Source organism: Streptomyces sp. NPDC001617, from assembly GCF_053596855.1.
This window is the reverse complement of record NZ_JBSFHA010000038.1, coordinates 1-21,888: the sequence shown is the minus strand read 5'-3', so window position 1 is coordinate 21,888 and position 21,888 is coordinate 1. Positions and strand designations below refer to the sequence as shown.

The window sequence follows — 21,888 nt, the reverse complement described above, 5'->3', positions numbered from 1 at the left end:
CCGAATGCGCCGGGTCGCCCGTCCTGCGATCCTTCCGGAATGTCCCATCGACTCGAACCGCTGGTCATCCGGCACACCCACCGACTCCCCCTGCCCACCGGCCCGGCCGGTCAAGGCGAGGTCTCCGCACGGCAGTTCGACGCCGCGCTGATGTCCGTGGGCTTCAAGCTCTCGGCCGAGGTGCTGGAGCGGCTGTCGGAGCTGTCCGAGGCGACGGTCGTCGACACCGCCGTACGGACGCTGTCCGCCGTGCGTGAGATGGTGGGAGATCACGTCCAGCACAACGTCTACTTCGTCGACTTCCCGGCCCATGTGCCGGACACGCTCGACTTCTGGATGCGGTGCATCACCGAGGCGCTGGAGGACGGCAGGGCCCGCCCGAGCATCCTCGCCCAGCTCCGCAGCGGTGTGGTCAACCTGCTCACCCTCCCGTCCTACGGCAGGTACCGGCACACGTACGCCGAGATGCTCGCCGCCCACCAGGAGCTGATCGCCGCCGCGGGCGACCGGCTGACGGTCCTGCATCCGGCCGGCGACCCGGAGGACGAGGTCACGGCCCTCTACCTGGCGCTGGCCGGCAGCACCACACCCCTGAGCGAGGAGCACCTGCACGATCTGAGCGCTCTCGCCGAGCACTGCGCGGACGGCCCCCAGCCGGAGGCGTTCCCGATCCGTGAGAACCGGGCTCTCGTCAACGAGGCCCGGCTGAAGGCGGGCGCGGGTGTCCTGCTGGACACGGTCACCGATGTGCTGCGGCTGGCCTGTGCGCTGTCCGACGGGGATGTGACCCTGCGGCAGCCGACCCGGTTCCGGGCGCTGTCGCGTCCGGTCCGCCGGGCCCTGCTCGCGGCGCTCGACGAGGTCGTCGCCGACGCACCGGCCAAGCTCGCCGACGTCAACCAGTACCGCGAGGCCTTCAAGCGCCTCGGCGAGCGGCTGCACCCGCACGAGCATCCGCGGTGGCCGCACGCCGCCGACGTGTTCGCCGTCGCCCGGGGCGAGAAGCAGGCTCGCTCCTTCGACGGCCGCGTCGAGGAACTGCTCGGCCGGGACGACGTCGCCGGTGCGGCGGAGCTGCTGAGGTCGGCGCCCGGCGCGCTGTTCCGGTCCCTGGACCGGCTGCTGCGCACGGCATCCACCGAGGAGGAGCGGGACGCCGTCGTGGCCGCCGCCGAGCAGGTCGCCCCGCAGGTCTCGGGACGGGTCGTGCTGTCGGTCCGCGAGCACCTGCACAACCGTGCCGGGGACACCGGGACGCGTCGTGTGTTCGTCAACCGCGCCGGCCACGCCCACGTCACCGACGATCTGCGTGCACCCGTCCCGCCTGCGGTGCGAGGGCGTTTGATCGCCGCTCTCGACGCCGAGACACGCCGTCGGCTCCCGCCCGTGGAGCGGGTGTTGGTCGACCCGGACGTCCTGGACGTGGCGCTTCCGCTGAGCGGGAGGGCGACCTCGGCCGGCCTCGGTGTGCTGCCGCGCGGCTCGGTGTCACCGGTCGACGGCGAGTTGCTGCGGTTCTTCGTGTACTGGAGGCAGACGGAGCGCGTCACCGACTACGACCTGTCCGCGCTGACACTGGACCACGAGTTCGAGCCCGTGACCTGGCTGTCGTACACCAATCTGCGGGACGTCGAGGGCGAGCACTCGGGAGACATCACCGACGCACCCGAAGGCGCCTCGGAGTTCATCAACCTGCGGCTCGGCGCCGTCCGGGGCACGTTCATCGTGCCGCAGGTCAACATCTACTCCGGGGAGGGCTTCGAGGAGACGGCGGAGTCGTTCTTCGGGTTCATGCTGCGCGAGGGTGAGCAGAAGGGGCGGCCCTTCGAACCTCGTACGGTGCGCATGAAGTCGGAGCTGCGCGGTCCGGGGCGGATCGCGTTGCCGCTGGCGTTCCGGCGTGCGGAGGACGGCAGTTGGCAGGCCAGGTGGCTGCACCTCTACCTGAAGGGCAGCCCGGCGTACAACCGGGTCGAGGGCAACCGGGTGTCGGTGGCGACGCTCTTGCGCTCGATCGTCGAGCGCGAGCAGCTGACGATCCGTCATCTGACCGGTCTGATGGCCGAGTCCGGTGCGACGGTGACGGCGTGGGACGGTGAGACGGTCCCGGACGACGTGCCCGTGACGTACATCGGCCTGCAGCGCCCCGAGGGGCTGCACCCGGACTCCCGGATCTTCACCCCGGAAAATCTGCGCGACCTGATCCCCGCCTGACTGTTAACGTTGTCCGTGGTGAGGCCATGAAGGGGCTTCCTTCTCATCCGCCTCGAAAGCGGGCCTGTAAAGCCCAGTTCCTTCGCCTTCCTCACCACCGACGTGACGATCGGGGGCGCCGCACATGCGGCGCCCCCGATTCATTGCGCGAGAGCCGCCCGGGCCGTCGCGAGCGCCTGCTCGGCGTAACCGCGTCCGAACAGGACGGCGTGCACGAGCAGCGGAAAGAGCTGGTGCAGTGCGATGCGGTCGGCCCATCCGTCGGCGAGCGGCGCCTCCTGCTGGTAGCCGTCCACGATCCGCTCCAGATGCGGGCAGCCGAACAGGTGCAGCATCGCCAGGTCGGTCTCTCGGTGTCCGCCGTGCGCGGCCGGGTCGATGAGCCAGACGTGGCCGTCGGCGCCCCACAGCACGTTGCCGTTCCACAGGTCACCGTGCAGCCGGGCGGGCGGCTCGGCGGGACCGGCGAGTTCGGGCAGCCGCTCACAGACGCGCTCGACCAGCGCCGTCTCGGCGGGCCGGATCGTGCCGCCGTCGACGGCGGACCGCAGATACGGCAGGACACGGTGCTCGGCGTACCAACTCGGCCAGTCGCTACCGGAGATGTTGCGCATGGGGGCGAGCCCGATGTACGCGTCGACCGGACCGCCGGGCGGCGGGGCACCGAAGGCGGGCGCACCGGCGGCGTGCAGGGCGGCGAGCCCACGCCCGAACCGCACGGCTGCCCCGGCCGTCGGCCGGCCCCGTGGAACAAGGTCGCTGACCAGCCAACTCCGTTCGTGCCCCCACACATGGGGAACGCGGACCGTCCCGGCGTCGGTCAGCCAACGCAACCCCGCCGCCTCGGCCGCCACGGCGCCGGGCTCGTCCGCATGCTTGACCACCACCAACTGCCCTCCGTCGAGGCCGACTTCGGCCAACGCCCCGGACAACCACCGCTCGCCCCGCACCGCACGCCCGGTGATCCGGGCCACCGCGGCGGCCGGTCCTTCGCCGTGCCGGGCCGGTTCACGGGTGGTCATCCGACGGGTCGCAGAGGGAAACAGAGGTGCACAGGCACCAGCGTACGTACGATCCGGTCCCCGCATCCCTGATGGGCACCGGGGCCTCGTTCACAGGTCGCATCGAGGTCGGAAAGAGAGCGCCGGCTGCTCCGGGCGTCCCGAGGCCGACGAACAGGCCGCCTTCGAGGTGTCGGCGCGCCGCGACCCCGGCCAGGACGGCAGCTCGGAGGTGGATCTGCGGGAGTCCCACCTGCCGCACATCGCCGTGCGCAGCCGCGGACCGCAACGGCAGCATCGAGCAGGACCGCGCCGGCGGGGACACCGCCGACCTGCCGAGCTCCAACCGGGGCGGAGCGGGCCTCGGCAACGCCAACCTCCCCGGCTCCGGCCTGCGGAACTCCTACCTGGTCGGGGCGGATCTCAAGACCTCAGCCCTGGACCTGGCCGAGCTCCGGGGCGACCGGTTGGACGACACCGATCCGAGCCATGCGAGCCCGGAGTCGGCCGGGGCCCCCGTTGCGCCCGGACCGGCTCACTTACCGGTCGTCGCCCGCAGCGCCCTCAGCACATCCTCGTCGGTCAGCTGGTCGAAATGCTCGTAGCACGGGCCGACAGCGATGAAGGACGCCGGACTCCGCAGGCACAGCACCTCGTCGGCCTCGGCGTGCATCAACTTCACCGCCTCCGCGGAGCCGACCGGCACGGCCAGTACGAGGCGGCCGGGCGCCTGGCGGCGGATGCAGCGCAGGGCGGCGCGCGCCGTGGAGCCGGTCGCCAGACCGTCGTCCACGACGATCACCGTCCGGCCGGTCAGCTCGGGGGCGGGGCGGCCCTGCCGGTAGCGGCGCTCGCGGCGGTGGAGCTCCGCGCGCTCGCGTTCGACGACAGGGGCGAGGTCCCACTCGGTGAGGCCCAGCAGGTCGAGGGCACGTTCGTCGAAGAGCGGCTCGTCCTCGCCGGCGATCGCGCCGACGCCGTACTCCTCCTGGAAGGGCGCACCGATCTTCCGTACGACCAGAACGTCGAGCGGGGCGTTCAACGCCCGCGCCACCTCCCGGGCCACAGCGACTCCGCCGCGTGGGAGGGCGAGGACGACGGGATCCGGCAGGACGCCCTTCTCCTGCTCGATCCGCAGCCGCTCGGCCAGTTCCCGCCCGGCCTGCCCGCGGTCGTGGAACCGCATCGCCCTCGCCGCCCCTTCCGCACGGAGACACCCCCGTCCCCTCACCGCGTACCCCTTGAGTCCCGTCCGATGCACGCGCCCCGGCCACCCCGGCACGGGACCCGTCGGGTCATGGACCGGCAGGTCACGGGTACCCGTAAGCGTGAAGGACCTCTCACGGGTACCCGTAAGCGTGAAGGACCTCTTGTGAGGAGATGACTCGGATGCTGCTCATCGGACTGCTCCTCCTCGGAGCCACCGGCGCCTTCACGGCACTGGCGATCGCCGGCAACCTGTCCGGAGGCCCCGAGTACACCGTGTCGGTGCTGGATCACCACATCGCCACGATGAACACGCTCGCCGTCTTCAGCTCCGGCCTGGCGCTGGCCCTCATCTTCTGTCTGGCTCTGGCCATGGTGACCGGCGCGTCGCACCGCCGACAGCGCAGGCCTCGGGTGTACTGACCGGGCAGGGCCAAGCACGCCGACGAGATGACAGAACGGGACGCCCCCGCCTGAGGCCGGTCGAGATCAGCAGGTCAGCGGTTCGGCTCGGCTCTGCTGATGGCCGCCAGGGCGGAGTGCGGGTCCTCGGTGGCGGCGAGGTCGGCGATGCTGACGACGCCCACCGGGCAGCCGCCGTGCTCGACGACCGGCAGACGGCGGACCGCGTACCGGCTCATCAGCTCGATCGCCCGGTCGGTCGTGTCGTCCGGGGACAGGGTCGCCACCGGCGGGCGGGTGCATACGGCGCCCACGGTCGTGTTCTCGGGATCGCGGCCCTCGGCAAGGGCCCGGACCACGATGTCGCGATCGGTCAGCACGCCGAAGAGATCGCAGTCGTACGCCACCAGGACGTCGCCGATGTCCTGCTCGCGCATCAGCCGGGCGGCACGCGCCACCGTGGTCATGGGTTCGACGGAGGCCGTGCCGGGCGACATCACGTCGCGTATCTTCCGGGTCATGGGGTACCTCCCGGTCCTGGATCGGCGAGGTGGTGCATATCAGTCACGTAGCCCACACCGGTCTCCGTAAACTCTGCCCCGGACCGCATCCGTTCCGCGCAGCGCGTCATCCGCGGCCGGTCCTCGGCGAACCATCCCTCCCACGGCCGGTCCAGCGGCAGCCAGGCCGCCGGCTGCCCCTCCTCGGGCCTCAACTGGACGTCCCTGTCCAGGACTGCCACGAACGTCACCCCCATGACGGCCGGCCAGCCCGGGTGATACGAGCGCACCGTGACGGCCTCCGGCACCGGACCGAGCCGCGCACGCACCCCCGTCTCCTCGAACAGCTCCCGCCGGGCGGCCTCGCGTGGCGTCTCCCCCGGTTCCACCGCTCCGCCGGGCGGCACCCAACCGCGCCAGGCGTGCCGCACCAGCAGGACATGCGTCAACACGCGATCGAACGCCCAGACTCCGGAGCCCAGGGGACCGTTCAGCTCCTGCGCCGGGCGCAGCAGCCACTCCAGGGCGTTGTCGTAGGAGTTCAGGGCCTGTCTCGCGTCACTGATCGCGGCGTCGAGGGTGCGGGGTTCGATGCGGTGGCGGGTCATCTTCCGGAGCGTACGGCCCACCACTGACAATCCGTCCTCACGGGCATACGGCCCCTTGGCGACGCCCTCCACGTCAGCTCCGCCCGGGCTCGCCCTCGCCGGCCGAGGCCGGGCCAGGGCTGCGGCCGTAAGCCGGTTGAGAGCCGACCGTGCCATGGGCGGGGTTCACCGCGGTCGCCGAGTCGTCATGCGCCTGTCGTCGAGCCGGGCGGACGATCATCAGGACCACCACGATCAGCCAGGTGAGGGCGAACGGACCGGTGATCATCGACAGGGGGGCAGCCGGGACGAGCAGGGCAGCGAAGACGATCGCGTAGCCATTGAGCACCCGGCTCAGGTCCGACACGGAGGTCGAGCCGACGCCCTGCCCGATGTTCGGCAGGCCGACGTCGGTGATCCACACGTCGATGTGGCCAAGGATGAGTGACGGACACCAGGATTCTGGACCGTTCCGTCAAGAACCGTAAGAAGTCGTGGAACGGATTGCCAAGAATGCTGGTTGGCCGGTCGCGGGAGGCGGTTGCTGCTCCTCGGTCCGCGGACCCGGGAGTCCGTGAGTCCATGAGTTCCCGGCGATTTAAAAAGTGGCCCCTGTGGGGACACGTAGCTGCGTGGTTTCGATGACGTGAGGCGGTGATGTGCGGGTGAGCGATGCCTTGCGTCGGTCGCGCCGACATCCGGGTGCGGGTTCCGATGGCAGTCGTGGTCCGCGGCGGATGCGGTACGTCGTGCTGGGCAGTCGGGCCGCCCGCGGAGTCGGGACGGTGGCCCGTGCGCGCAGGGCTACGGCGGTGGTGGGGCGGGCCGGAGACGGCGTGGCCGTCCACCACGGGCTGAAGGTGGGTGCCGCGTATGCGTGGCGGCTGCTGGTCCTCGGGGCGGCCGCGTACGCGGGCTTCGTGGTTTTGGGACGTTTGCAACTGGTCGCTGTGGCCTTGTTCCTCGCTCTGGTCGTGACCTCCGTGCTGCGTCCACTCGCCGATCTGCTGGCGCGATGGCTGCCGAGGGCTCTGGCAGTGGTGGTGAGTGTCGCAGGAAGCCTGATGGTGGTCCTCGGGTTGCTGTCGCTGGTCGGTGAACTGGTGGCGAGCGAGTGGGACCGGCTGGGGCAGGAGTTCAGCGGGGGCATCGGGCGCATCGAACGGTGGCTGCGAGGGCCCCCATTCCATGTGAGTCCCACGGTGATGTCGGACCTTCAGGGAAAGGTGAGCTCCTTCGTGTCCGAGCACCGCTCCGTACTGATCAGCAGCGCTGTGAGCGGTGCCGGACGGCTTGTGGAGGTGCTGACCGCGGCGGCGCTCGCGCTGTTCTGCTCCGTGTTCTTCATCCATTCCGGCGACCGGTTCTGGGGCTGGTTCCAGGAGGAGCTGCCGCAGCGAGCACAGGACCCGTGGAGCCGCGCAGGCCGTGCGGCGTGGCGGACCTTCGCCGGGTACACGCGGGGCATCGTGATTGTGGCGGCCACCAACGCGGTGCTGGTCGGCGTCGCCCTGTTCGTGCTGCGGGTGCCGTTGGCCCTGCCGCTGACGTTGCTGGAGTTCTTCGCCGCGTTCATCCCGCTGGTGGGATCACCCATCGCGTTGGGAGTGGCCACGGTGGTTGCCCTGGCTTCGCGCGGGCCGGCCATCGCGATCGCGGTTCTCGCGCTGATCGTCATCGTCGGCCAGATCGAGGGCCACGTACTGCATCCGCTGGTGATGAGCTGGGCCGTCCAGCTGCACCCGGTCGTCGTGGCCGTCTCCGTCATCGCCGGCAGCATCCTGGCCGGGGTGATCGGCGCGATCGTGGCGGTGCCCATGGTGTCGGTGGCCTGGGCGGTGCACGGCGAACTGCGCGCCCCCGGCGCGAGCAGAGAGGGGCGGATGCCTGGCAGTCGCCGATCGGTCCGGTGAGGGAGGCACCCACCAGGAACCGATGAGCGGCTGGATCAGCGGAGCCTCAGCGCCTTCATGAGGACGCCTTCGCACCGAAAGGGACGCCTATCCGCGCTGGGCTTCCCGTGCCCTGCCGAGCGCCACCTCCACATCGTGGGGTGCCGACTCGGGCAGCTCCGTGACGATCTCGCCCGTCCTGGGGGTGCAACTCACGGTTCGGCCACGGCCCTCCACCTCTCGAGTGGGTCGAAACACCAGATCAGAGGCGACTACGTCGGTTACCGTCCGGCCGCTTTGTCCTGCGGCAGGGTTGCCGTGCGAGGACATGCGGGTTCGACATCGTCGCCGAGCACGATCACCGCTCGTAGGCCATCCAGTCGCTTCGTGACGCGGGCGATCCGCACCGCCGGAACGGCACGCCGCACCACCCTGCGGTCGGGGACACGCCTCCGGCTCCGATCGGCGTGGCGATGGGCACCGACGCGGCGACCAAGGTCGCAAAGGTGCTCCGGAGCATTGAGGAGGGCCTCCTTGCCCCGACCGAGATGATCTGCCGCCTGAGCTGATCGCCGTACCGGATTCGCCCGCACGAGGTCTTGCTCATGTCTCCGCCGCGGCGTTCCGCGAGGCGTTCAGCGCCGCCGCCACGGCAGCACAGCCGAATCCGCCGCCGCGTTCTCGGCATGGTGCAGGGCGTCGCTGATCGCCTCGCCGATCTCCGCGAACTGCCGTACCTGTTCAGGGGTCAGGGCATCGAAGACCGCCCTGCGCACGGCTTCCACATGGCCCGGGGCGGCCCGCTCAAGGAGGGCGTGGCCCTCGTCGGTGAGGACCGCGAGCTGGCCGCGGCCGTCGGCGGGGTCCTCGCGCCGGTCGACCAGGCCGGTGTCGCGCAGGCGGTTCACGGCGTGCGTGAGCCGACTGCGGGTGATCTTGAGCCGCTGGGCCAGCTCGGACATGCCGAGGGCACCGTCGGGCTCCGAGGAGAGGTGGGCCAGCAGGCTGTAGTCGGCGTGCGTCATGCCGGCGTCGCGCCGCAACTGCCGGTTGAGGTGGTCGGCGAGCAGAGTGGAGAAGTCGACATAGGCCAGCCAGGCCCGTCGCTCCTCGACATTGAGCCAGCGCGGCGTCGTGGACATGGTCACACTCTACCGACCCATCGTTTGAAACTTCAATCACAACGGGTGGAAGGCCCCGCACAAGGCGGGTGCCGAGCTCTTCCTGAGCCGGCTGAGCACCCGGGCCACGCAGAAGAGCGCCATCGCGACATGGACCTGGTCGGTGCGCGAGGACGTCGCCCCGCCGACCGGCCTCAAGCTCCTGGCGTCGTACAAGAACACCGACCCGGACGCCTTCGCGAGGTTCATGTCGAACCGCGGCGCGGTGGAGCGCTTCCGCACCCAGGTCGAGCTCTACGTCGGCCGGGTCAAGGGCGTCGACCCCGCCGACCCGGACCACACCCTCGGCCGCACCCCGGGCGCCTTCTGACCCATCGGACGCCGGCCCGGCGACGGCCGCCCCGTCAGGCCGCCTCTTCCAAGGCGTCCTCCATGTCCTCTCCCCGCCGGGCGGCGGTGGAGCAGCACCAGTGCCGTGCCCAGGGCCGGCACGACGGGGAACCGCCCGGCGGCGGCGAAGCCCCGCTCGGCGAAGCGGGTCAGGGCCGCGATGCCCACGGGCAGACCGAGCCAGAGGAGCCAGGGACGATACGGGCCGGCGTCCGGACGGGAACGCTCGTAGAGCCCGAACCGGCCGGTGTCCAGCGGGCGCAGCGCCCGTACGAGGGCGGTCAGGACGGCGTTCCTCGGCGAGGTGATCCGACGAGCCGACGGCCGCGGCGTCGACCGGGTCGTCCGCGACGAGATCACCGGACCGCTCGGCATCGCGGACTCCCTCGTCTACGGCATCGCCGAGGACATGGCGCCCCGACTGGCCGTCGTGGTGGACGGCGCACCGGACGATCCCCCCGGGCAGACCGCCGGAGCTCAAGCAGATCACGCCGGAGGCGCTGACCCTCACCATGGTCAACCGGCCCGACGTCCTACAGGCCTGCGTGCCGTCGGGGTGCACCGGCAGTGCCCGCGCGCTCGCCCGTATGTACGCGGCACTGGCCGAGGGCGGCCGGCTGGACGGCATCCGTCTGATGCCCGCGGAGCGCATCGCCACGGCCTCGGCCCCCGGCCCCGACCTGCCGGACGCGCTGTCCGGAGACCGGTCCCGACGCGCCCTCGGCTACGGCGCCGGCGGCCGGGAGTTCGGGCACGGTGGGGCGGGCGGATCGCCGGGCTGGGCGGTACCGGACCATCGCTTCGCCTTCGCCCTCGCCAAGAACGACCTGACGGTCGGCCCCTCCACCACTCAAATCGTCGCCCGTGAAGTGCGTGACGCCCTGGGTCTGCCTCTGTGACCTCGGGTCCGACCCGCCGTAGCTCGGCCAATCTGACCTCACACCGACAGCCGCACGGGCCATTTCTCCCACCCTTCCCCACCCGTGTCCCAGCCCCCAGCCATCGCGCTGCCACCCCTCCCACCTGTGGCTTCACGCTCCGGCAGCGGCGAGGCAGCGCCTCACACAGTGACCGGTGTCACCGTGTCACCGATCGTCCGGACATGGCCGGATTCTTGTGCGCCTCGTGTGCGCAGTGACATTGATCTGTCACTGTGCGCTTCTTCCGGTGGGGGGAATTTTCGGCGTTTCCTGGGGAGGGATGCGTTGTGCTGAGACGTGAGGCCTTCCGGGTGCCTCGGCACCCGGCGTCGGTCGGCTTCGCCCGGCACCGGGTCCGACAACATCTGGCCACGTGGGGGCACGACAAGGACGACGCGATCACGGAGGACGTCGTCCTGCTGGCCTCCGAGCTGGCGGCGAACGTGGTCCGCCACGGCCCCATCCTGCAGCGCGAGTTCGAGATCTCGGTGACGGCGAGGGCCGACGGCTCCTGTTTCATCGCCGTCTCCGACGAGAGCCCGGCCCAGCCGGTGCTTCAGGGCGTGCGGAGCGCGGACGACGAGCGGGGGCGCGGACTGCATCTGGTCGACCAGGTGGCGCGGACCTGGGGCGTACGGCCCCGGGGGCGGCACGGCAAGACGGTGTGGGCGCTGGTCGACTCCGCCCCGTGAGGCGGGTCGGCGTTACTGGGCCAACTGCGGGTACAGTCCCGCGAGTTCGCCGGACAGCCCGGCCTTCACCTGGCGCGTGAGGTCGTCGGCCAGCACCTCGTGCGCTCCGGCCTCGACGCCGTCGAGCGCGAGCGCTGCGACGGTACGGGCGTCCGACTTGGGTGCGTCGATGCGTGTGGTGAGGTCGGTGTCCACATATCCGACGTGCAGGCCGGTGACCGCGATGTCGCGCGGCTGCAGCTCCAGGCGCAGGGAGTTGGTCTGCTGCCACAGGGCGGCCTTGGAGGCACTGTAGGAGCCGGCGTTGCCCAGCCAGGACAGCACGGAGTGGACGTTGAGGATATGGCCGCCGCCGTTGCGCTCGATCGCCGGCACGAAGGCGCGGGTGACGAGCAGCGGCCCGTAGAAGTTGATCTCGAACTCCCGGCGCACGTCCTCGACCGAGGTGGCGAGGAAGGGTCCGCCGACGGAGACTCCGGCGTTGTTGACCAGGATGGTGACATCCTGGGCCTGTGCCGCGGCGGCCGCCACCGAGTCGGGGTCGGTGACCTCCAGAGCCAGGGGTACGGCGTCGGGGTGCGTCACCGTACGGGGGTCGCGGGCCGTGGCGTACACCTTGCCGACGCCACGCGCGTACAGCTCCTCCACCAGCGCCTTGCCGATGCCACGGCTGCCGCCGGTGACGAGGACGACGGCGCCCTTGATCGCTGTCATGACTGGCTCCTTGAGCGAGAACAGTGAATAAACCGATCGGTTTTCATCACTGTAAACCGATCGGTTTCCGATACTCAATACCGAAGCTGTATTGAGTTGGAAAAGTGGACTTGGGTGTCGGCGCCGTGGACTCGGATATCAGCGCTTCAGCACGGCCGCTCGCTGCCCGAGCCGCTCCAGCACCGTCTCGCCCCAGTGGACGTTGGCCCGCTCCAGCGCCAGGCCGCCGAGCAGGGTGAGGTACGGGCCGATGCGCTCGGCCTTCGCGAAGTACTCGTCCTCCGTGCGCCCGGCCAGCAGCCGCTCCTTCAGTCGCTCGTAGCGGGCGAGCTTGGCCTCGGCCCGCTCGAGACGCTCGGCGACCGCGGCATGTACGGCGTCGACGGCGTCCGCGTCGCCGAGGTCGACGCACTGCACCTTGACCATCAGCTCGTCGCGGATGGCCAGGGGCTTGGCCGGGGTGTCGAGGACGTAGTCGCGCAGGACCTCGAGCCCGGCCTCGGTGAGCGAGAACAGCCGCTTGTTCGGGCGGCGTTCCTGCTGCACGACCCGCGCGGAGACGAGCCCCTCGCCCTCCATGCGCTCCAGCTCCCGGTAGAGCTGCTGCGGGGTGGCCATCCAGAAGTTGGCGACCGAGGCCTCGAAGCCCTTGGCCAGGTCATATCCGGACGCCTCGCCCTCCAGGAGCGCGGCCATCACCGCGTTGCGCAATGCCATGGGCTCAAATTAACACCGCGTTGATTAGTCAAGGAGGTGACCAGAGATGACGTGTCGTCACTGCTTGTCGCGCGCGGCGAGCCGTTCGGTGATCTCGGCCCTGACCGTCTCATGCAGCTCGTCCGGCGTGAAGCCGAGGTCGCGCAGGATCTGCGCGGCCGGACTCTCCTCGGTGCGGATCAGGCCCAGCAGCGTGTGTTCCGTGCCGACCCAGTCGTGGCCGAGGTCGGCCGAGGCGCGGTGCGCCTGCTCGATGGCCTCCTTGCTCTCCGGTCGGACGCCATCCCCGAGGGCACGGTGGCTCTGCGCCACGAGCAGAGCCTCGACCCCGAGGAGACCGCGCTGGCCGGCGCCTCGGACAACCCGCGCGGCGACTGGCAGGACCTCTCCGCCGAACTCGGTCGCATCCAGTCCCCCACCCTCTTCCTCTGGGGGATGTACGACGCCTTCCTCACCCCGGACTACCCGCTCATGCTGGCCCGCATGGTCCCGCAGGGCAGCCTGCACGTGATGAGCCTCGCCTCCCACCACCCCCAGGAGGAGCGGCCGTACGACTACTACACCACCGTGACGGGCTTCCTGAACCAGTCGCACCGCTGACGGAGGGCATGTGACCGCATCAACCCCGCGCGTCGTCGAACTGACCAGCCCCTTCACCCGGTTCGCCGGTCGGCTGCTGGTCGGACTCGGCTACGAGGTGATCCTGGTCGAGCCTCCCGAGGGCGACCCGGATCGCCACGAGGACCCCGACGGCTTCACCCACTGGGACGCCGGGAAGCGCTCGGTGCTCCTGGACCCGTCCGCCACCGAGGAGTTGGACCGTCTCCTCGCCGGAGCCGACGTGCTGCTCGACGGCACGGCGGAGGGCGTCCGGGCAGCAGGCCTCGACCACCTGGTCCACGTCCGCGTCACCCCGTTCGGCCTGGTCGGCCCGCGCAGCGACTGGCAGGGCACCGATCTGGTGGTGGCGGCGCTGGGCGGGATGCTCGCGCAGGTCGGCGACCCGGACGGGCCGCCGCTGCACCTGCCGGAGAACCAGGCGGAGCAGCTCGCCGGCGTCAACGCGGCCATTGCCGCCGTGCTGGGGCTGCGGGCCCGACGACGGGGGCCGGGCCAGCTGATCGACGTGTCCGCGCAGGCGTGCGTGGCCGCTGCCCTGGAGGCGGCACGCTCGCCTATCTGCACGAGGACCGGGTGCCGGCGCGGCCGGGGCGTGTGCACCCCCTGGTCCCGCACGGGCTGTTCCGGGCGGCCGACGGCCACCTCGGCGGCGGACTCGGCGGCAGCCCGCGCATGTGGGACGCGCTGCTGGCGTGGCTGTGCGAAGAGGGCGCGCAGGCCGATCTGGCCGAGCCGCGGTGGCAGGACCCGGTCGAGCGCAAGACACACCAGGAGCATGTCTTCAAGGTCGTCCAGGACTTCGTGGGCGCCTGGCCCAAGGCGGGTTCGCGGAGCGGGCGCAGGCCAGGAAGCTGCCCTGGGCGGCGGTGGACCTGCCGTACGAGCTGCCCGACAACCCCCAGCTCGCCGCGCGTGGCTTCTTCACACGGGTCGACGGCCGGACCGACCTGGGCTTCCCGTTCGCGTTCCCGGAGGGCCGCCGGACCACCGCGCTCACCGTGCCCGGCATCGGCGCCGACCAGACACTCCTCGCCGAGGACCGTCCCCTGCGGCCGGTCGAGGACACCCGCTCGAACGCTCCCGCCCTCGACGGCGTCCGCGTCCTCGACCTGCGCGTGAACTGCCCGCGTTCGCCGTGCCCCGGTACGTCGAAGTTGTCCCGAGCCTGCCGCTCACCGAGACTGGCAAGGTACGCAAGGCGACGCTGCGGCAGCGCGGCGTCACCCCGGACACCTGGGACCGGGCCGCCGACCGCCTTCTCGGCTGACTCGTACGCCACGGTCGTTGACCGGACCCCACCCCGACAGGAGAATGAGCGCGCACGCTTGAGAGCGCTCTCAAGCCCCAGGGCGCCCCGAACCTCACGAGGAGACCCATGACCGCCAGCCCAGGCCGGGGACTCAGCCGTCGCGCACTCATCGGGACCGGCCTCGGCGTCGGCGCCGCGGTCCTGACGGCCACCGGAACCGCCGCCGCAGCGTCCCGCAAGGCCTCCGCACCCGAACGGGCGTCCGCCTTCCTCGCCGCCGCCATGGACGCCTACCCGGACCACGGCACCGTCCGGCTGTCCCAGAGCTACACCGACCAGGCAGGCCTGTTCAGCACGGCGTTCACCTACGACAACGCCCTGGCGATCCTGGCGAACCTCGCCTCCCGCACGGCCGACGGCCGGTCCCGCGCCGTGGCGCTCGGCGACGCGCTCCTGTACGCCCAGGCGCACGACCCCGGTTACGACGACGGCAGGCTGCGGCAGGCGTACAACGTGGGGCCGTACACCTTCTACGACGGCTCGTCGCAGCCGGACGGCTTCGTGCGCGCGGACGGCACGGCCAATGTGGGCACCCAGTTCGGCTTCACCGGTACCGCGGTGGGCGACATGGCGTGGGCCGGTATCGCGCTGGGCACCCTCGCCGGACGGACCGCTGAACGCCGGTTCCTCGACGGTGCCGTGCGGATCGGCGAGTGGATCGAGCGCACCGGGCGTACCGACGAGCCGCTGGGCGGCTACAAGTTCGGGGTGAACGGCGCGAACGAGAAGCTGCCCTTCACCGCGACCGAGCACAACACCGACCTGGTCGGCCTGTTCGGCAGGCTCGCCCGGCTGACGGGGGACAAGGTGTGGCTCGAACGGCGGGCGCGCGCAAGGGAGTTCGTGCAGAAGATGTGGGAGCCGTCGGGCGGCTTCTTCTACACCGGCACGAACGACGGCGTGACGATCAACAAGTCGCCGATCCCCGAGGACACCCAGACCTGGACCCACCTCGCCCTCGGCTCCCCGTCCTACGTGCGCTCGCTGGACTGGGCCGCCTCCCAGCTCGCCGTCCTGGACACCGCCGAGCGCCCCAACAGCACCGTCCCGCAAGGGCAGTCGTACGACGGGGTCACCTTCAGTTCGGCCGCTCTCGTGGCGAACGAGGACGCCCCGATCGCGTCGGGGCAGCCCAAGCCCGACCGCAACGGCGTCTGGTTCGAGGGCACCGCCCATCTCGCGCTCGCCCTGCGCGGGCGCCGGGCTCCCGGTGACGAGGCGCGCGCACGGCGGCTGATCGCGTCCATCGAGCGTGCCCAGGATCTGCTGGGCGGCGGCCAGACCCTCGGCGGCACGGCGGTGGCCGAGGGCTCCGGGGTGGTGTCGGCGAGCAGCCCGCTCGACACCGGTTTCGGGTTCGGCTACTACCCCCACCGGCACACCGGCGCCACGGCCTGGTACCTGCTGGCGGCGGCGCGCTCCAACCCGCTGGCGGTCTGAGAGTCCCCGACTCACCGGGCGGTGTAGCCGAGTTGGCGCCTCATGTACGGCGTCATCAGGGTCTTCGCCTTGGCCAGCATGGAGGGGCGGTTGCCGAGGACCGCGCTCTGGCCGCCCGGTACCGGCATGATCGTCAGCCCGTCGCGCGGGCCGAAGGGCACGATGACCGGGGTGCGGTGGACCGGCCGGTAGAGGCGGGGCTCCTTGCGGTGCCTCCCGGCGCTGTGCAGGTAGGTGCGGATGTTCCAGGCGGCGAGGTCGGCCTGGGCGAGCGCGGCGGGCGTGATCTTGAGTTCGGTGGCGTCGTTGACGTCACCGACGGCGTACACGTTCCGCCAGCCGGCGACCCGCAGCGACCGGTCGACCCTGACGTGTCCGGACGCGTTGAGCCAGTCGCCGTGTCCGCCCAGCCGCAGCCAGAGCGTGTTGGGCGTGGTGCCCGTGGTCCAGAAGGAGAGATCGGCGGCGGTGATGTTGCCGTGTGCGTCGCGGTAGGTGCCGAAGTCGTTGCCGGGCGACATGAACGCGCCGAGCCGAACCTCCACCCCGTGGTCCTCCAGCCAGGTCCGCGCCCGGCGTCCGGCCCGCTCGACGCCCGTGTTGTGCAGCAGCTCGGTGCCGGAGTGGGCGAGGGTGACCCGTGCGTCGGGCCGCGCGAGGCGTATCTCGGCGCTGAGTTCTACGCCGGAGGGGCCACCGCCCACGACCAGGACGTGCTCGGCGCCGGCGATCTTGTGCTGGTGGTCGCTGAGGGACTTGAGCGTCTCTTCGGTGGTGGTACCGGTGAAGCGGGCCGGTTCGGGGTAGTCGGCGCCGGTGGCGATCACGACCACGTCGTACGGCAGCCGTTCTCCCGTCGCCAGCACCACCTCCCGCGCGTCGGTGTCGATCCGCAGCGCCTTGCCGACCACCACCCGGCCGTTGGCGAGCAGCCGGTCGTACGGGATGAAGGGGGTGATGGACCACTCCGGGCGCACTCCCGCGCGCAGGGAGGCTATGCGGTGGAAGAAGACCTCCTTGCGGTCCACCAAGGTGACCCGCGCCGTCGCGTCGAGTCGTTTTGCCAGGCGGACTCCCGCGTAGCCGCCGCCGATCACCACTACGTCGCGGTCATGCACACGACTCTCCTGTGCCTGCTCGTGGGGGGATGCGAGCGGCGGGACGCGTGGGGCTTCCTCGGCCACTCGAACTGCCTGTGAGCGTAGCGCTTGAACTCTAAAGCTCTTGGGCAGGCGTGTGTACATTTTGCGAAGTAATGACGGGGGATGTGTGCGCACGCGCTTTCCACGACAGAAGGCCGGCCCCGCGCCATTCAGCGCGGGGCCGGCCTTGTGGTGGTACGTCGTCTCCGGCGGCGCCGGTCAGTCCGTGCCGGACTCCATGGCGGCACGGTCCAGCAGCGCGTCCTGCTCGGAGACCTCGCCACGGGAGGCGATGACCTCGGCGCCACCCTCGGGCAGCTCCGGCATGGTGCCGATCAGACCCGTCGCCGCCGCCTGAGAGGCGCCGATGGTGGGGCTGCCGGTGCCGATCAGACCGAGGCCGACGTACTGCTCCAGCTTGGCGCGGGAGTCGGCGATGTCGAGGTTGCGCATGGTGAGCTGGCCGATCCGGTCGACCGGGCCGAACGCGGAGTCCTCGGTGCGCTCCATGGAGAGCTTGTCCGGGTGGTAGCTGAACGCCGGGCCCGTGGTGTCGAGGATCGAGTAGTCCTCGCCGCGCCGCAGCCGCAGGGTGACCTCACCGGTGATCGCCGAGCCGACCCAGCGCTGCAGGGACTCGCGCACCATCAGCGCCTGCGGGTCCAGCCAGCGACCCTCGTACATGAGGCGGCCAAGGCGCCGGCCCTCGGTGTGGTACTGGGCGACGGTGTCCTCGTTGTGGATCGCGTTGACGAGACGCTCGTAGGCGGCGTGCAGCAGGGCCATGCCGGGGGCCTCGTAGATGCCCCGGCTCTTGGCCTCGATGATCCGGTTCTCGATCTGGTCGGACATGCCGAGGCCGTGCCGGCCGCCGATGGCGTTGGCCTCCATGACCAGGTCGACGGCGGTGGCGAACTCCTTGCCGTTGATCGTCACCGGGCGGCCCTGGTCGAAGCCGATCGTCACGTCCTCGGCGGCGATCTCGACCTCGGGGTCCCAGAACCGGACGCCCATGATCGGCTCGACGGTCTCCACGCCGGTGTCGAGGTGCTCCAGGGTCTTGGCCTCGTGGGTGGCGCCCCAGATGTTGGCGTCGGTGGAGTACGCCTTCTCCGTGCTGTCCCGGTAGGGCAGGCCGTGGGCGAGCAGCCACTCGGACATTTCCTTGCGGCCGCCGAGCTCGGTCACGAAGTTCGCGTCCAGCCAGGGCTTGTAGATCCGCAGGTGGGGGTTGGCGAGCAGGCCGTAGCGGTAGAACCGCTCGATGTCGTTGCCCTTGAAGGTCGAGCCGTCGCCCCAGATCTGGACGTTGTCCTCGAGCATGGCCCGGACCAGCAGGGTGCCGGTGACGGCGCGGCCCAGCGGGGTGGTGTTGAAGTAGGCGCGGCCGCCGGAGCGGATGTGGAACGCACCGCAGGCGAGCGCGGCCAGGCCCTCTTCCACCAGCGCGGCACGGCAGTCGACCAGGCGCGCGATCTCGGCACCGTAGGTCTTCGCACGGCCGGGCACCGAGGCGATGTCGGGCTCGTCGTACTGACCGATGTCGGCGGTGTAGGTGCACGGGACGGCGCCCTTGTCGCGCATCCACGCGACCGCGACCGAGGTGTCGAGCCCGCCGGAGAAGGCGATGCCGACGCGCTCGCCGGCGGGAAGGGAGGTGAGGACCTTGGACATAGGAAGAGTATGCATCATTACGCATGACCATGCAAAGGTGGGGTCGGTTACTTTCCCGTCATGGGCAGGAGTCGAACTCGGCGCCGGCGTGCGCCGACGAGCCGCCGCGCCCCCGAGCCGATACGTCAGCGCAGGTCGAGGCGCATCAGGATGCCGGAGGGCGTCGAGGTGCGGGATCTTGCGGTGGCGCGCGTAGGTCGTGTCCGCGCGCGGTGCGATGGCGGCCCAGCCGACGGGTTCGTCGCCATCGTGGGCGAGGACGCCCGGAGGGGGGTCCCTTCGGCTCAGCCCGCGACGTACTCGCCACGGGCCGGGCCGCGCAGTTCGTTGTTGAGCCCGGAGGGGATGCGGTGGGCACGGGCACGCCCTGCTCAGCGCACCAGGCAAGGGCGCCTGCCGTCGAAGGTCCAGTCCTTGATCAGGTAACGCATGCCGACCGCGTCGTCACGGCCCGACAGCGCCTTCGTGCGGTGGAGCTCGTGCGCGGCGAGGAGGCGGTCCATGTCGAGGCGGATGCCGAGGCCGGGGGTGTCCGGGACGGCGACCTCGCCGTCGGTGATGCGCGGCGGGTCGACGGTCAGCCGTTCCTGGCCCTCCTGCCAGATCCAGTGCGTGTCCAGCGCGTTGTACTCGCCCGGGGCGGCGGCGCCGCAGTGGGCCATCATCGCGAGCGAGATGTCGAAGTGGTTGTTGGAGTGGCAGCCCCAGGTCAGGCCCATCTCGTGGCACAGCTGGGCCACCCGTACCGAGCCCCGCAGGGTCCAGAAGTGCGGGTCGGCGAGCGGGATGGAGACGGACTGCAGGGCCAGGGCGTGGGTGAGCTGCCGCCAGTCGGTGGCGATCATGTTGGTGGCCGTGGGCAGTCCGGTGGCCCGGCGGAACTCCGCGAGGATCTCCCGGCCCGAGTAGCCGCCCTCGGCTCCGCAGGGGTCCTCGGCATAGGCGAGGGTGCCGACGAGGGGCCGGCACAGGTCGATCGCCTCGCGCAGCGACCAGGCGCCGTTGGGGTCGAGCGTGATCCGCGCCTCGGGGAAGCGGTCCTTCAGGGCCCGTACGGCCTTCACCTCCTCGGCGCCGGGCAGGACTCCGCCCTTGAGCTTGAAGTCCCGGAAGCCGTAGTGGTCGTAGGTGGCCTCGGCCTGGCGGACGATCGCCTCCGGGGTCAGCGCCTCCTCGCGCCGCATTCGGTACCACTCCACGTCCGAGTCCGGTTCACGGACGTAGTCCAGGTCCGTGCGGTCGGGATCACCGACGTAGAAGAGGTAGCCGAGGACCCGTACGGAGTCGCGCTGCTTGCCGTCGCCGAGGAGGGCGGCGACCGGGACCTCCAGGTGCTGGCCGAGCAGGTCGAGGAGCGCCGACTCGACGGCGGTGACGGCATGGACGGTGGTGCGCAGGTCGAAGGTCTGGGCACCGCGTCCACCGGAGTCGCGGTCGGCGAAGGCCGCCTGCAGCGTACGCAGGACCGCCGTGTAGTCGCCCACGCGCGCCCCCAGGACGAGGGGTTCGGCGTCGCGCAGGGTCTGGGTGATCTTCTCCCCGCCGGGTACCTCGCCCAGGCCCGTGCGCCCCTCGGAGTCCTCGATGACGACGACGTTCCGGGTGAACCACGGGGCGTGCGCGCCGGAGAGGTTGAGGAGCATGGAGTCGCGGCCGGCGACCGGGTAGACGGAGAACTTGGTGACGACGGGCTGGCTCATAAGGGGAACTGCCGTTCTGGTGAGGGCGGTTGGGGCGGGGGTCAGACGTTGAGGGTGTCCAGGACTTGCTCCAGGACCAGCACACCGCCCAGGCCGAGGACGGCGAGGACCGTCGTGTAGGTCGTCCGTGTCTTGATGGCGTCGATGACCGACAGGTTGAAGTACTCCTTGAACATCCAGAATCCCGGGTCGTTGACATGGGAGAAGGCGATCGAGCCGCAGGAGACGGCGAGCACCATGACCTCGGGGTGTACCCCGCTGCCGGCGAGCAGCGGCAGCGCCACGCCGGAGGCGGTGACGACGGCGACGGTCGCCGAGCCCAGGGCCACGCGGAGGATCGCGGCGATCAGCCAGGCCAGGATGATCGGCGAGATGGACCAGTGCTCGGTGGAGTCCTTGATGTAGTCGGAGACACCGCCCTCGACGAGGACGTTCTTGAAGGCACCGCCCGCGCCGATCACCAGCAGGATCATCGCCATCGCCTGCGCGGCCTCCCGGCAGGAGGCGGCGACCTCCTCCAGGCTGCGGCCGATGCGCGGGCCGAGTGCCCAGATCGAGAGGAGGAGGGTGAGCAGCAGGGCGATCGGGGCGGAGCCGATGAAGGCGACGAAGTGCAGCAGCGGGCTCGATCCGGAGGTGGCCAGGTCGGTCACCGCGGCCCCGGCGATCAGCACCACCGGCAGCAGGGCCACGGCCAGTGACCAGCCCATGCCGGGCATTTCCTCGTCCTCGAAGACGCGGTCGCTGACCAGGCCCGCCGGAACCTCGGGGTTCATCGCCCGGACGAAGGGCAGGCGCGGCCAGGTGAGGGCGATCAGCGCGCCGGCCGGGACGGCGATGAACAGGCCGTAGAACAGGGTGAGTCCGACGGAGGCGTGGAAGGTGGCGGCCACGGCGGTCGGACCGGGGTGGGGCGGAAGGAAGCTGTGCATGGTGGACAGGGCGATGGACATGGGCAGTCCGACCCACAGCAGGTTGGAGCGGGTGACGCGGACGAGCGTGAAGGCGACCGGCACGATGATGACGAAGGCGACCTCGTAGAACATCGTCACGCCGATGAGCATCGCGGTCAGCACCATGGCGACCTGGACCCAGCGCGGCCCGCAGACATCCAGCAGCTTGGTGGCTATGCGCTGGGCGGCGCCCGAATCCCCCATCACCCGGCCGACCATGGCGCCGAGCCCGATGGTGAGCATCGTGTCGCCGATCTGGCCGCCGATGCCCTCGTAGAGGACGTCCGAGATCTTCTCCAGCGGTATGCCCCGGACCAGGGCGACGCCCACGGCCACCAGGAGCAGGGCCGCGAAGCCGTTCAGTCTGAGCTTCGTCATCAGGAAGAGCAGGATCAGCACGCTGATTCCGACCACGACGAGCGGCATGCGCCAGTTCTCCTTTGAACTGCCAGTCGGGACTGGGATGTTCACCCTCTCGAACGGAATCCTCAGATGAGGATGCCGTCTACATATGAGGACGGAGGCTAGGTTGATCGTCATGCCGAGGTCAATGGGTGTGCACAACAAGGCCGTCCCGGGACGGGAGTCGGCGCTCTCGGACGCGCTTGCCCAGTACCGCCGCGTCGCCGGGCTGCCGGCGACCTCGCTCGCGTGGGGTTTCTGGAGCGAGCGCAGCGAATTGACTGCTGACCT

Annotated in this window: 23 protein-coding genes and 1 pseudogene; 10 read left to right on the top strand and 14 right to left on the bottom strand. The window is 70.8% G+C overall.

Annotation, left to right across the window (positions count from 1 at the left end):
- Positions 1–39: 39 nt before the first annotated feature.
- On the top strand, positions 40–2,214 hold the full coding sequence (locus ACWC09_RS26900) for a hypothetical protein (protein ID WP_450853221.1): 2,175 nt from the start codon (positions 40–42) through the stop codon (positions 2,212–2,214).
- Positions 2,215–2,354: 140 nt separating this feature from the next.
- Here the strand turns inward: ACWC09_RS26900 and ACWC09_RS26895 are convergent, their stop codons facing one another.
- Together ACWC09_RS26895 and ACWC09_RS26890 are read right to left on the bottom strand one after the other, a co-directional pair.
- Entirely contained in the window at positions 2,355–3,236 is an 882-nt protein-coding gene (locus ACWC09_RS26895; RefSeq protein ID WP_450853219.1) for a fructosamine kinase family protein, read from the bottom strand.
- A 514-nt stretch (positions 3,237–3,750) separates the two neighbouring features.
- Positions 3,751–4,401: a phosphoribosyltransferase gene (locus tag ACWC09_RS26890; RefSeq protein ID WP_450853217.1), complete on the bottom strand. Its 651-nt coding sequence runs from the start codon at positions 4,399–4,401 to the stop codon at positions 3,751–3,753.
- Between the two features lie 203 nt (positions 4,402–4,604).
- On the opposite strand from ACWC09_RS26890, the gene ACWC09_RS26885 reads away from it, so the two are divergent.
- Complete coding sequence (locus tag ACWC09_RS26885) at positions 4,605–4,844, top strand: hypothetical protein (RefSeq protein WP_450853215.1); 240 nt, start codon at positions 4,605–4,607, stop codon at positions 4,842–4,844.
- Between the two features lie 74 nt (positions 4,845–4,918).
- Here ACWC09_RS26885 and ACWC09_RS26880 read toward each other — a convergent pair whose 3' ends face one another.
- The 3 genes from ACWC09_RS26880 to ACWC09_RS26870 all read right to left on the bottom strand — a co-directional run bounded on the left by ACWC09_RS26880 (position 4,919) and on the right by ACWC09_RS26870 (position 6,334).
- The gene (locus tag ACWC09_RS26880) at positions 4,919–5,344 is read right to left on the bottom strand and encodes a CBS domain-containing protein (protein WP_450853213.1); all 426 of its coding nucleotides are present in this window, start codon (positions 5,342–5,344) and stop codon (positions 4,919–4,921) included.
- Positions 5,341–5,931 (bottom strand): NUDIX domain-containing protein, encoded by a 591-nt coding sequence (locus ACWC09_RS26875; RefSeq protein ID WP_450853211.1) that lies wholly within the window; start codon positions 5,929–5,931, stop codon positions 5,341–5,343. The genes ACWC09_RS26880 and ACWC09_RS26875 overlap by 4 nt, the downstream gene beginning before the upstream one ends.
- A gap of 73 nt (positions 5,932–6,004) precedes the next feature.
- Positions 6,005–6,334, bottom strand: a complete 330-nt coding sequence (locus ACWC09_RS26870; protein ID WP_450853209.1) for a hypothetical protein — start codon at positions 6,332–6,334, stop codon at positions 6,005–6,007.
- A 313-nt stretch (positions 6,335–6,647) separates the two neighbouring features.
- Between ACWC09_RS26870 and ACWC09_RS26865 the strand changes: the two genes are divergently transcribed.
- Positions 6,648–7,823 (top strand): AI-2E family transporter, encoded by a 1,176-nt coding sequence (locus ACWC09_RS26865; protein WP_450853207.1) that lies wholly within the window; start codon positions 6,648–6,650, stop codon positions 7,821–7,823.
- 614 nt (positions 7,824–8,437) lie between these two features.
- Here ACWC09_RS26865 and ACWC09_RS26860 read toward each other — a convergent pair.
- Positions 8,438–8,944: a MarR family winged helix-turn-helix transcriptional regulator gene (locus tag ACWC09_RS26860; protein ID WP_450853205.1), complete on the bottom strand. Its 507-nt coding sequence runs from the start codon at positions 8,942–8,944 to the stop codon at positions 8,438–8,440.
- A gap of 142 nt (positions 8,945–9,086) precedes the next feature.
- On the opposite strand from ACWC09_RS26860, the gene ACWC09_RS26855 reads away from it, so the two are divergent.
- The 3 genes from ACWC09_RS26855 (at position 9,087) to ACWC09_RS26845 (ending at position 10,925) form a co-directional block, all read left to right on the top strand.
- Positions 9,087–9,293: a hypothetical protein gene (locus ACWC09_RS26855; RefSeq protein WP_450853203.1), complete on the top strand. Its 207-nt coding sequence runs from the start codon at positions 9,087–9,089 to the stop codon at positions 9,291–9,293.
- Between the two features lie 532 nt (positions 9,294–9,825).
- Entirely contained in the window at positions 9,826–10,212 is a 387-nt protein-coding gene (locus ACWC09_RS26850; RefSeq protein ID WP_450853201.1) for a hypothetical protein, read from the top strand.
- Positions 10,213–10,520: 308 nt separating this feature from the next.
- Positions 10,521–10,925, top strand: a complete 405-nt coding sequence (locus ACWC09_RS26845) for an ATP-binding protein (protein ID WP_450853200.1) — start codon at positions 10,521–10,523, stop codon at positions 10,923–10,925.
- A 12-nt stretch (positions 10,926–10,937) separates the two neighbouring features.
- On the opposite strand, the gene ACWC09_RS26840 is transcribed toward ACWC09_RS26845, so the two are convergent.
- The 3 genes from ACWC09_RS26840 to ACWC09_RS26830 form a co-directional block, all read right to left on the bottom strand.
- The gene (locus ACWC09_RS26840; RefSeq protein ID WP_450853198.1) at positions 10,938–11,639 is read right to left on the bottom strand and encodes an SDR family oxidoreductase; all 702 of its coding nucleotides are present in this window, start codon (positions 11,637–11,639) and stop codon (positions 10,938–10,940) included.
- Between the two features lie 138 nt (positions 11,640–11,777).
- Entirely contained in the window at positions 11,778–12,356 is a 579-nt protein-coding gene (locus ACWC09_RS26835; RefSeq protein ID WP_450853197.1) for a PadR family transcriptional regulator, read from the bottom strand.
- A 57-nt stretch (positions 12,357–12,413) separates the two neighbouring features.
- The gene (locus ACWC09_RS26830) at positions 12,414–12,668 is read right to left on the bottom strand and encodes a Clp protease N-terminal domain-containing protein (protein ID WP_450853195.1); all 255 of its coding nucleotides are present in this window, start codon (positions 12,666–12,668) and stop codon (positions 12,414–12,416) included.
- On the opposite strand from ACWC09_RS26830, the gene ACWC09_RS26825 reads away from it, so the two are divergent.
- The 3 genes from ACWC09_RS26825 to ACWC09_RS26815 all read left to right on the top strand — a co-directional run bounded on the left by ACWC09_RS26825 (position 12,654) and on the right by ACWC09_RS26815 (position 15,726).
- Positions 12,654–12,956 carry an alpha/beta fold hydrolase gene (locus ACWC09_RS26825; RefSeq protein ID WP_450853193.1) on the top strand — a complete coding sequence of 101 codons (303 nt, stop codon included), beginning with the start codon at positions 12,654–12,656 and terminating at the stop codon, positions 12,954–12,956. The two genes, ACWC09_RS26830 and ACWC09_RS26825, sit on opposite strands and share 15 nt — an antisense overlap.
- Before the next feature lie 10 nt (positions 12,957–12,966).
- Positions 12,967–14,244, top strand: coding sequence for a CoA transferase (locus ACWC09_RS26820; protein ID WP_450853191.1), 1,278 nt, complete (start codon positions 12,967–12,969; stop codon positions 14,242–14,244).
- A gap of 108 nt (positions 14,245–14,352) precedes the next feature.
- Positions 14,353–15,726: a Tat pathway signal sequence domain protein gene (locus ACWC09_RS26815; RefSeq protein WP_450853189.1), complete on the top strand. Its 1,374-nt coding sequence runs from the start codon at positions 14,353–14,355 to the stop codon at positions 15,724–15,726.
- A gap of 11 nt (positions 15,727–15,737) precedes the next feature.
- On the opposite strand, the gene ACWC09_RS26810 is transcribed toward ACWC09_RS26815, so the two are convergent.
- The 5 genes and pseudogenes from ACWC09_RS26810 to ACWC09_RS26790 form a co-directional block, all read right to left on the bottom strand.
- Complete coding sequence (locus tag ACWC09_RS26810; RefSeq protein WP_450853188.1) at positions 15,738–16,844, bottom strand: NAD(P)/FAD-dependent oxidoreductase; 1,107 nt, start codon at positions 16,842–16,844, stop codon at positions 15,738–15,740.
- 243 nt (positions 16,845–17,087) lie between these two features.
- Complete coding sequence (argG, locus tag ACWC09_RS26805; RefSeq protein WP_450853187.1) at positions 17,088–18,542, bottom strand: argininosuccinate synthase; 1,455 nt, start codon at positions 18,540–18,542, stop codon at positions 17,088–17,090.
- 156 nt (positions 18,543–18,698) lie between these two features.
- Positions 18,699–18,898 (bottom strand): annotated as a pseudogene (locus ACWC09_RS26800) (GNAT family N-acetyltransferase); the annotation flags it as partial.
- 15 nt (positions 18,899–18,913) lie between these two features.
- Positions 18,914–20,242 (bottom strand): enolase C-terminal domain-like protein, encoded by a 1,329-nt coding sequence (locus ACWC09_RS26795; RefSeq protein ID WP_450853186.1) that lies wholly within the window; start codon positions 20,240–20,242, stop codon positions 18,914–18,916.
- A 41-nt stretch (positions 20,243–20,283) separates the two neighbouring features.
- On the bottom strand, positions 20,284–21,735 hold the full coding sequence (locus ACWC09_RS26790; RefSeq protein WP_450853185.1) for a gluconate:H+ symporter: 1,452 nt from the start codon (positions 21,733–21,735) through the stop codon (positions 20,284–20,286).
- Between ACWC09_RS26790 and ACWC09_RS26785 the strand changes: the two genes are divergently transcribed.
- Positions 21,707–21,888: KR domain-containing protein (locus ACWC09_RS26785; RefSeq protein WP_450853184.1), on the top strand; the 182-nt coding region annotated here is incomplete at its 3' end. The genes ACWC09_RS26790 and ACWC09_RS26785 overlap by 29 nt on opposite strands.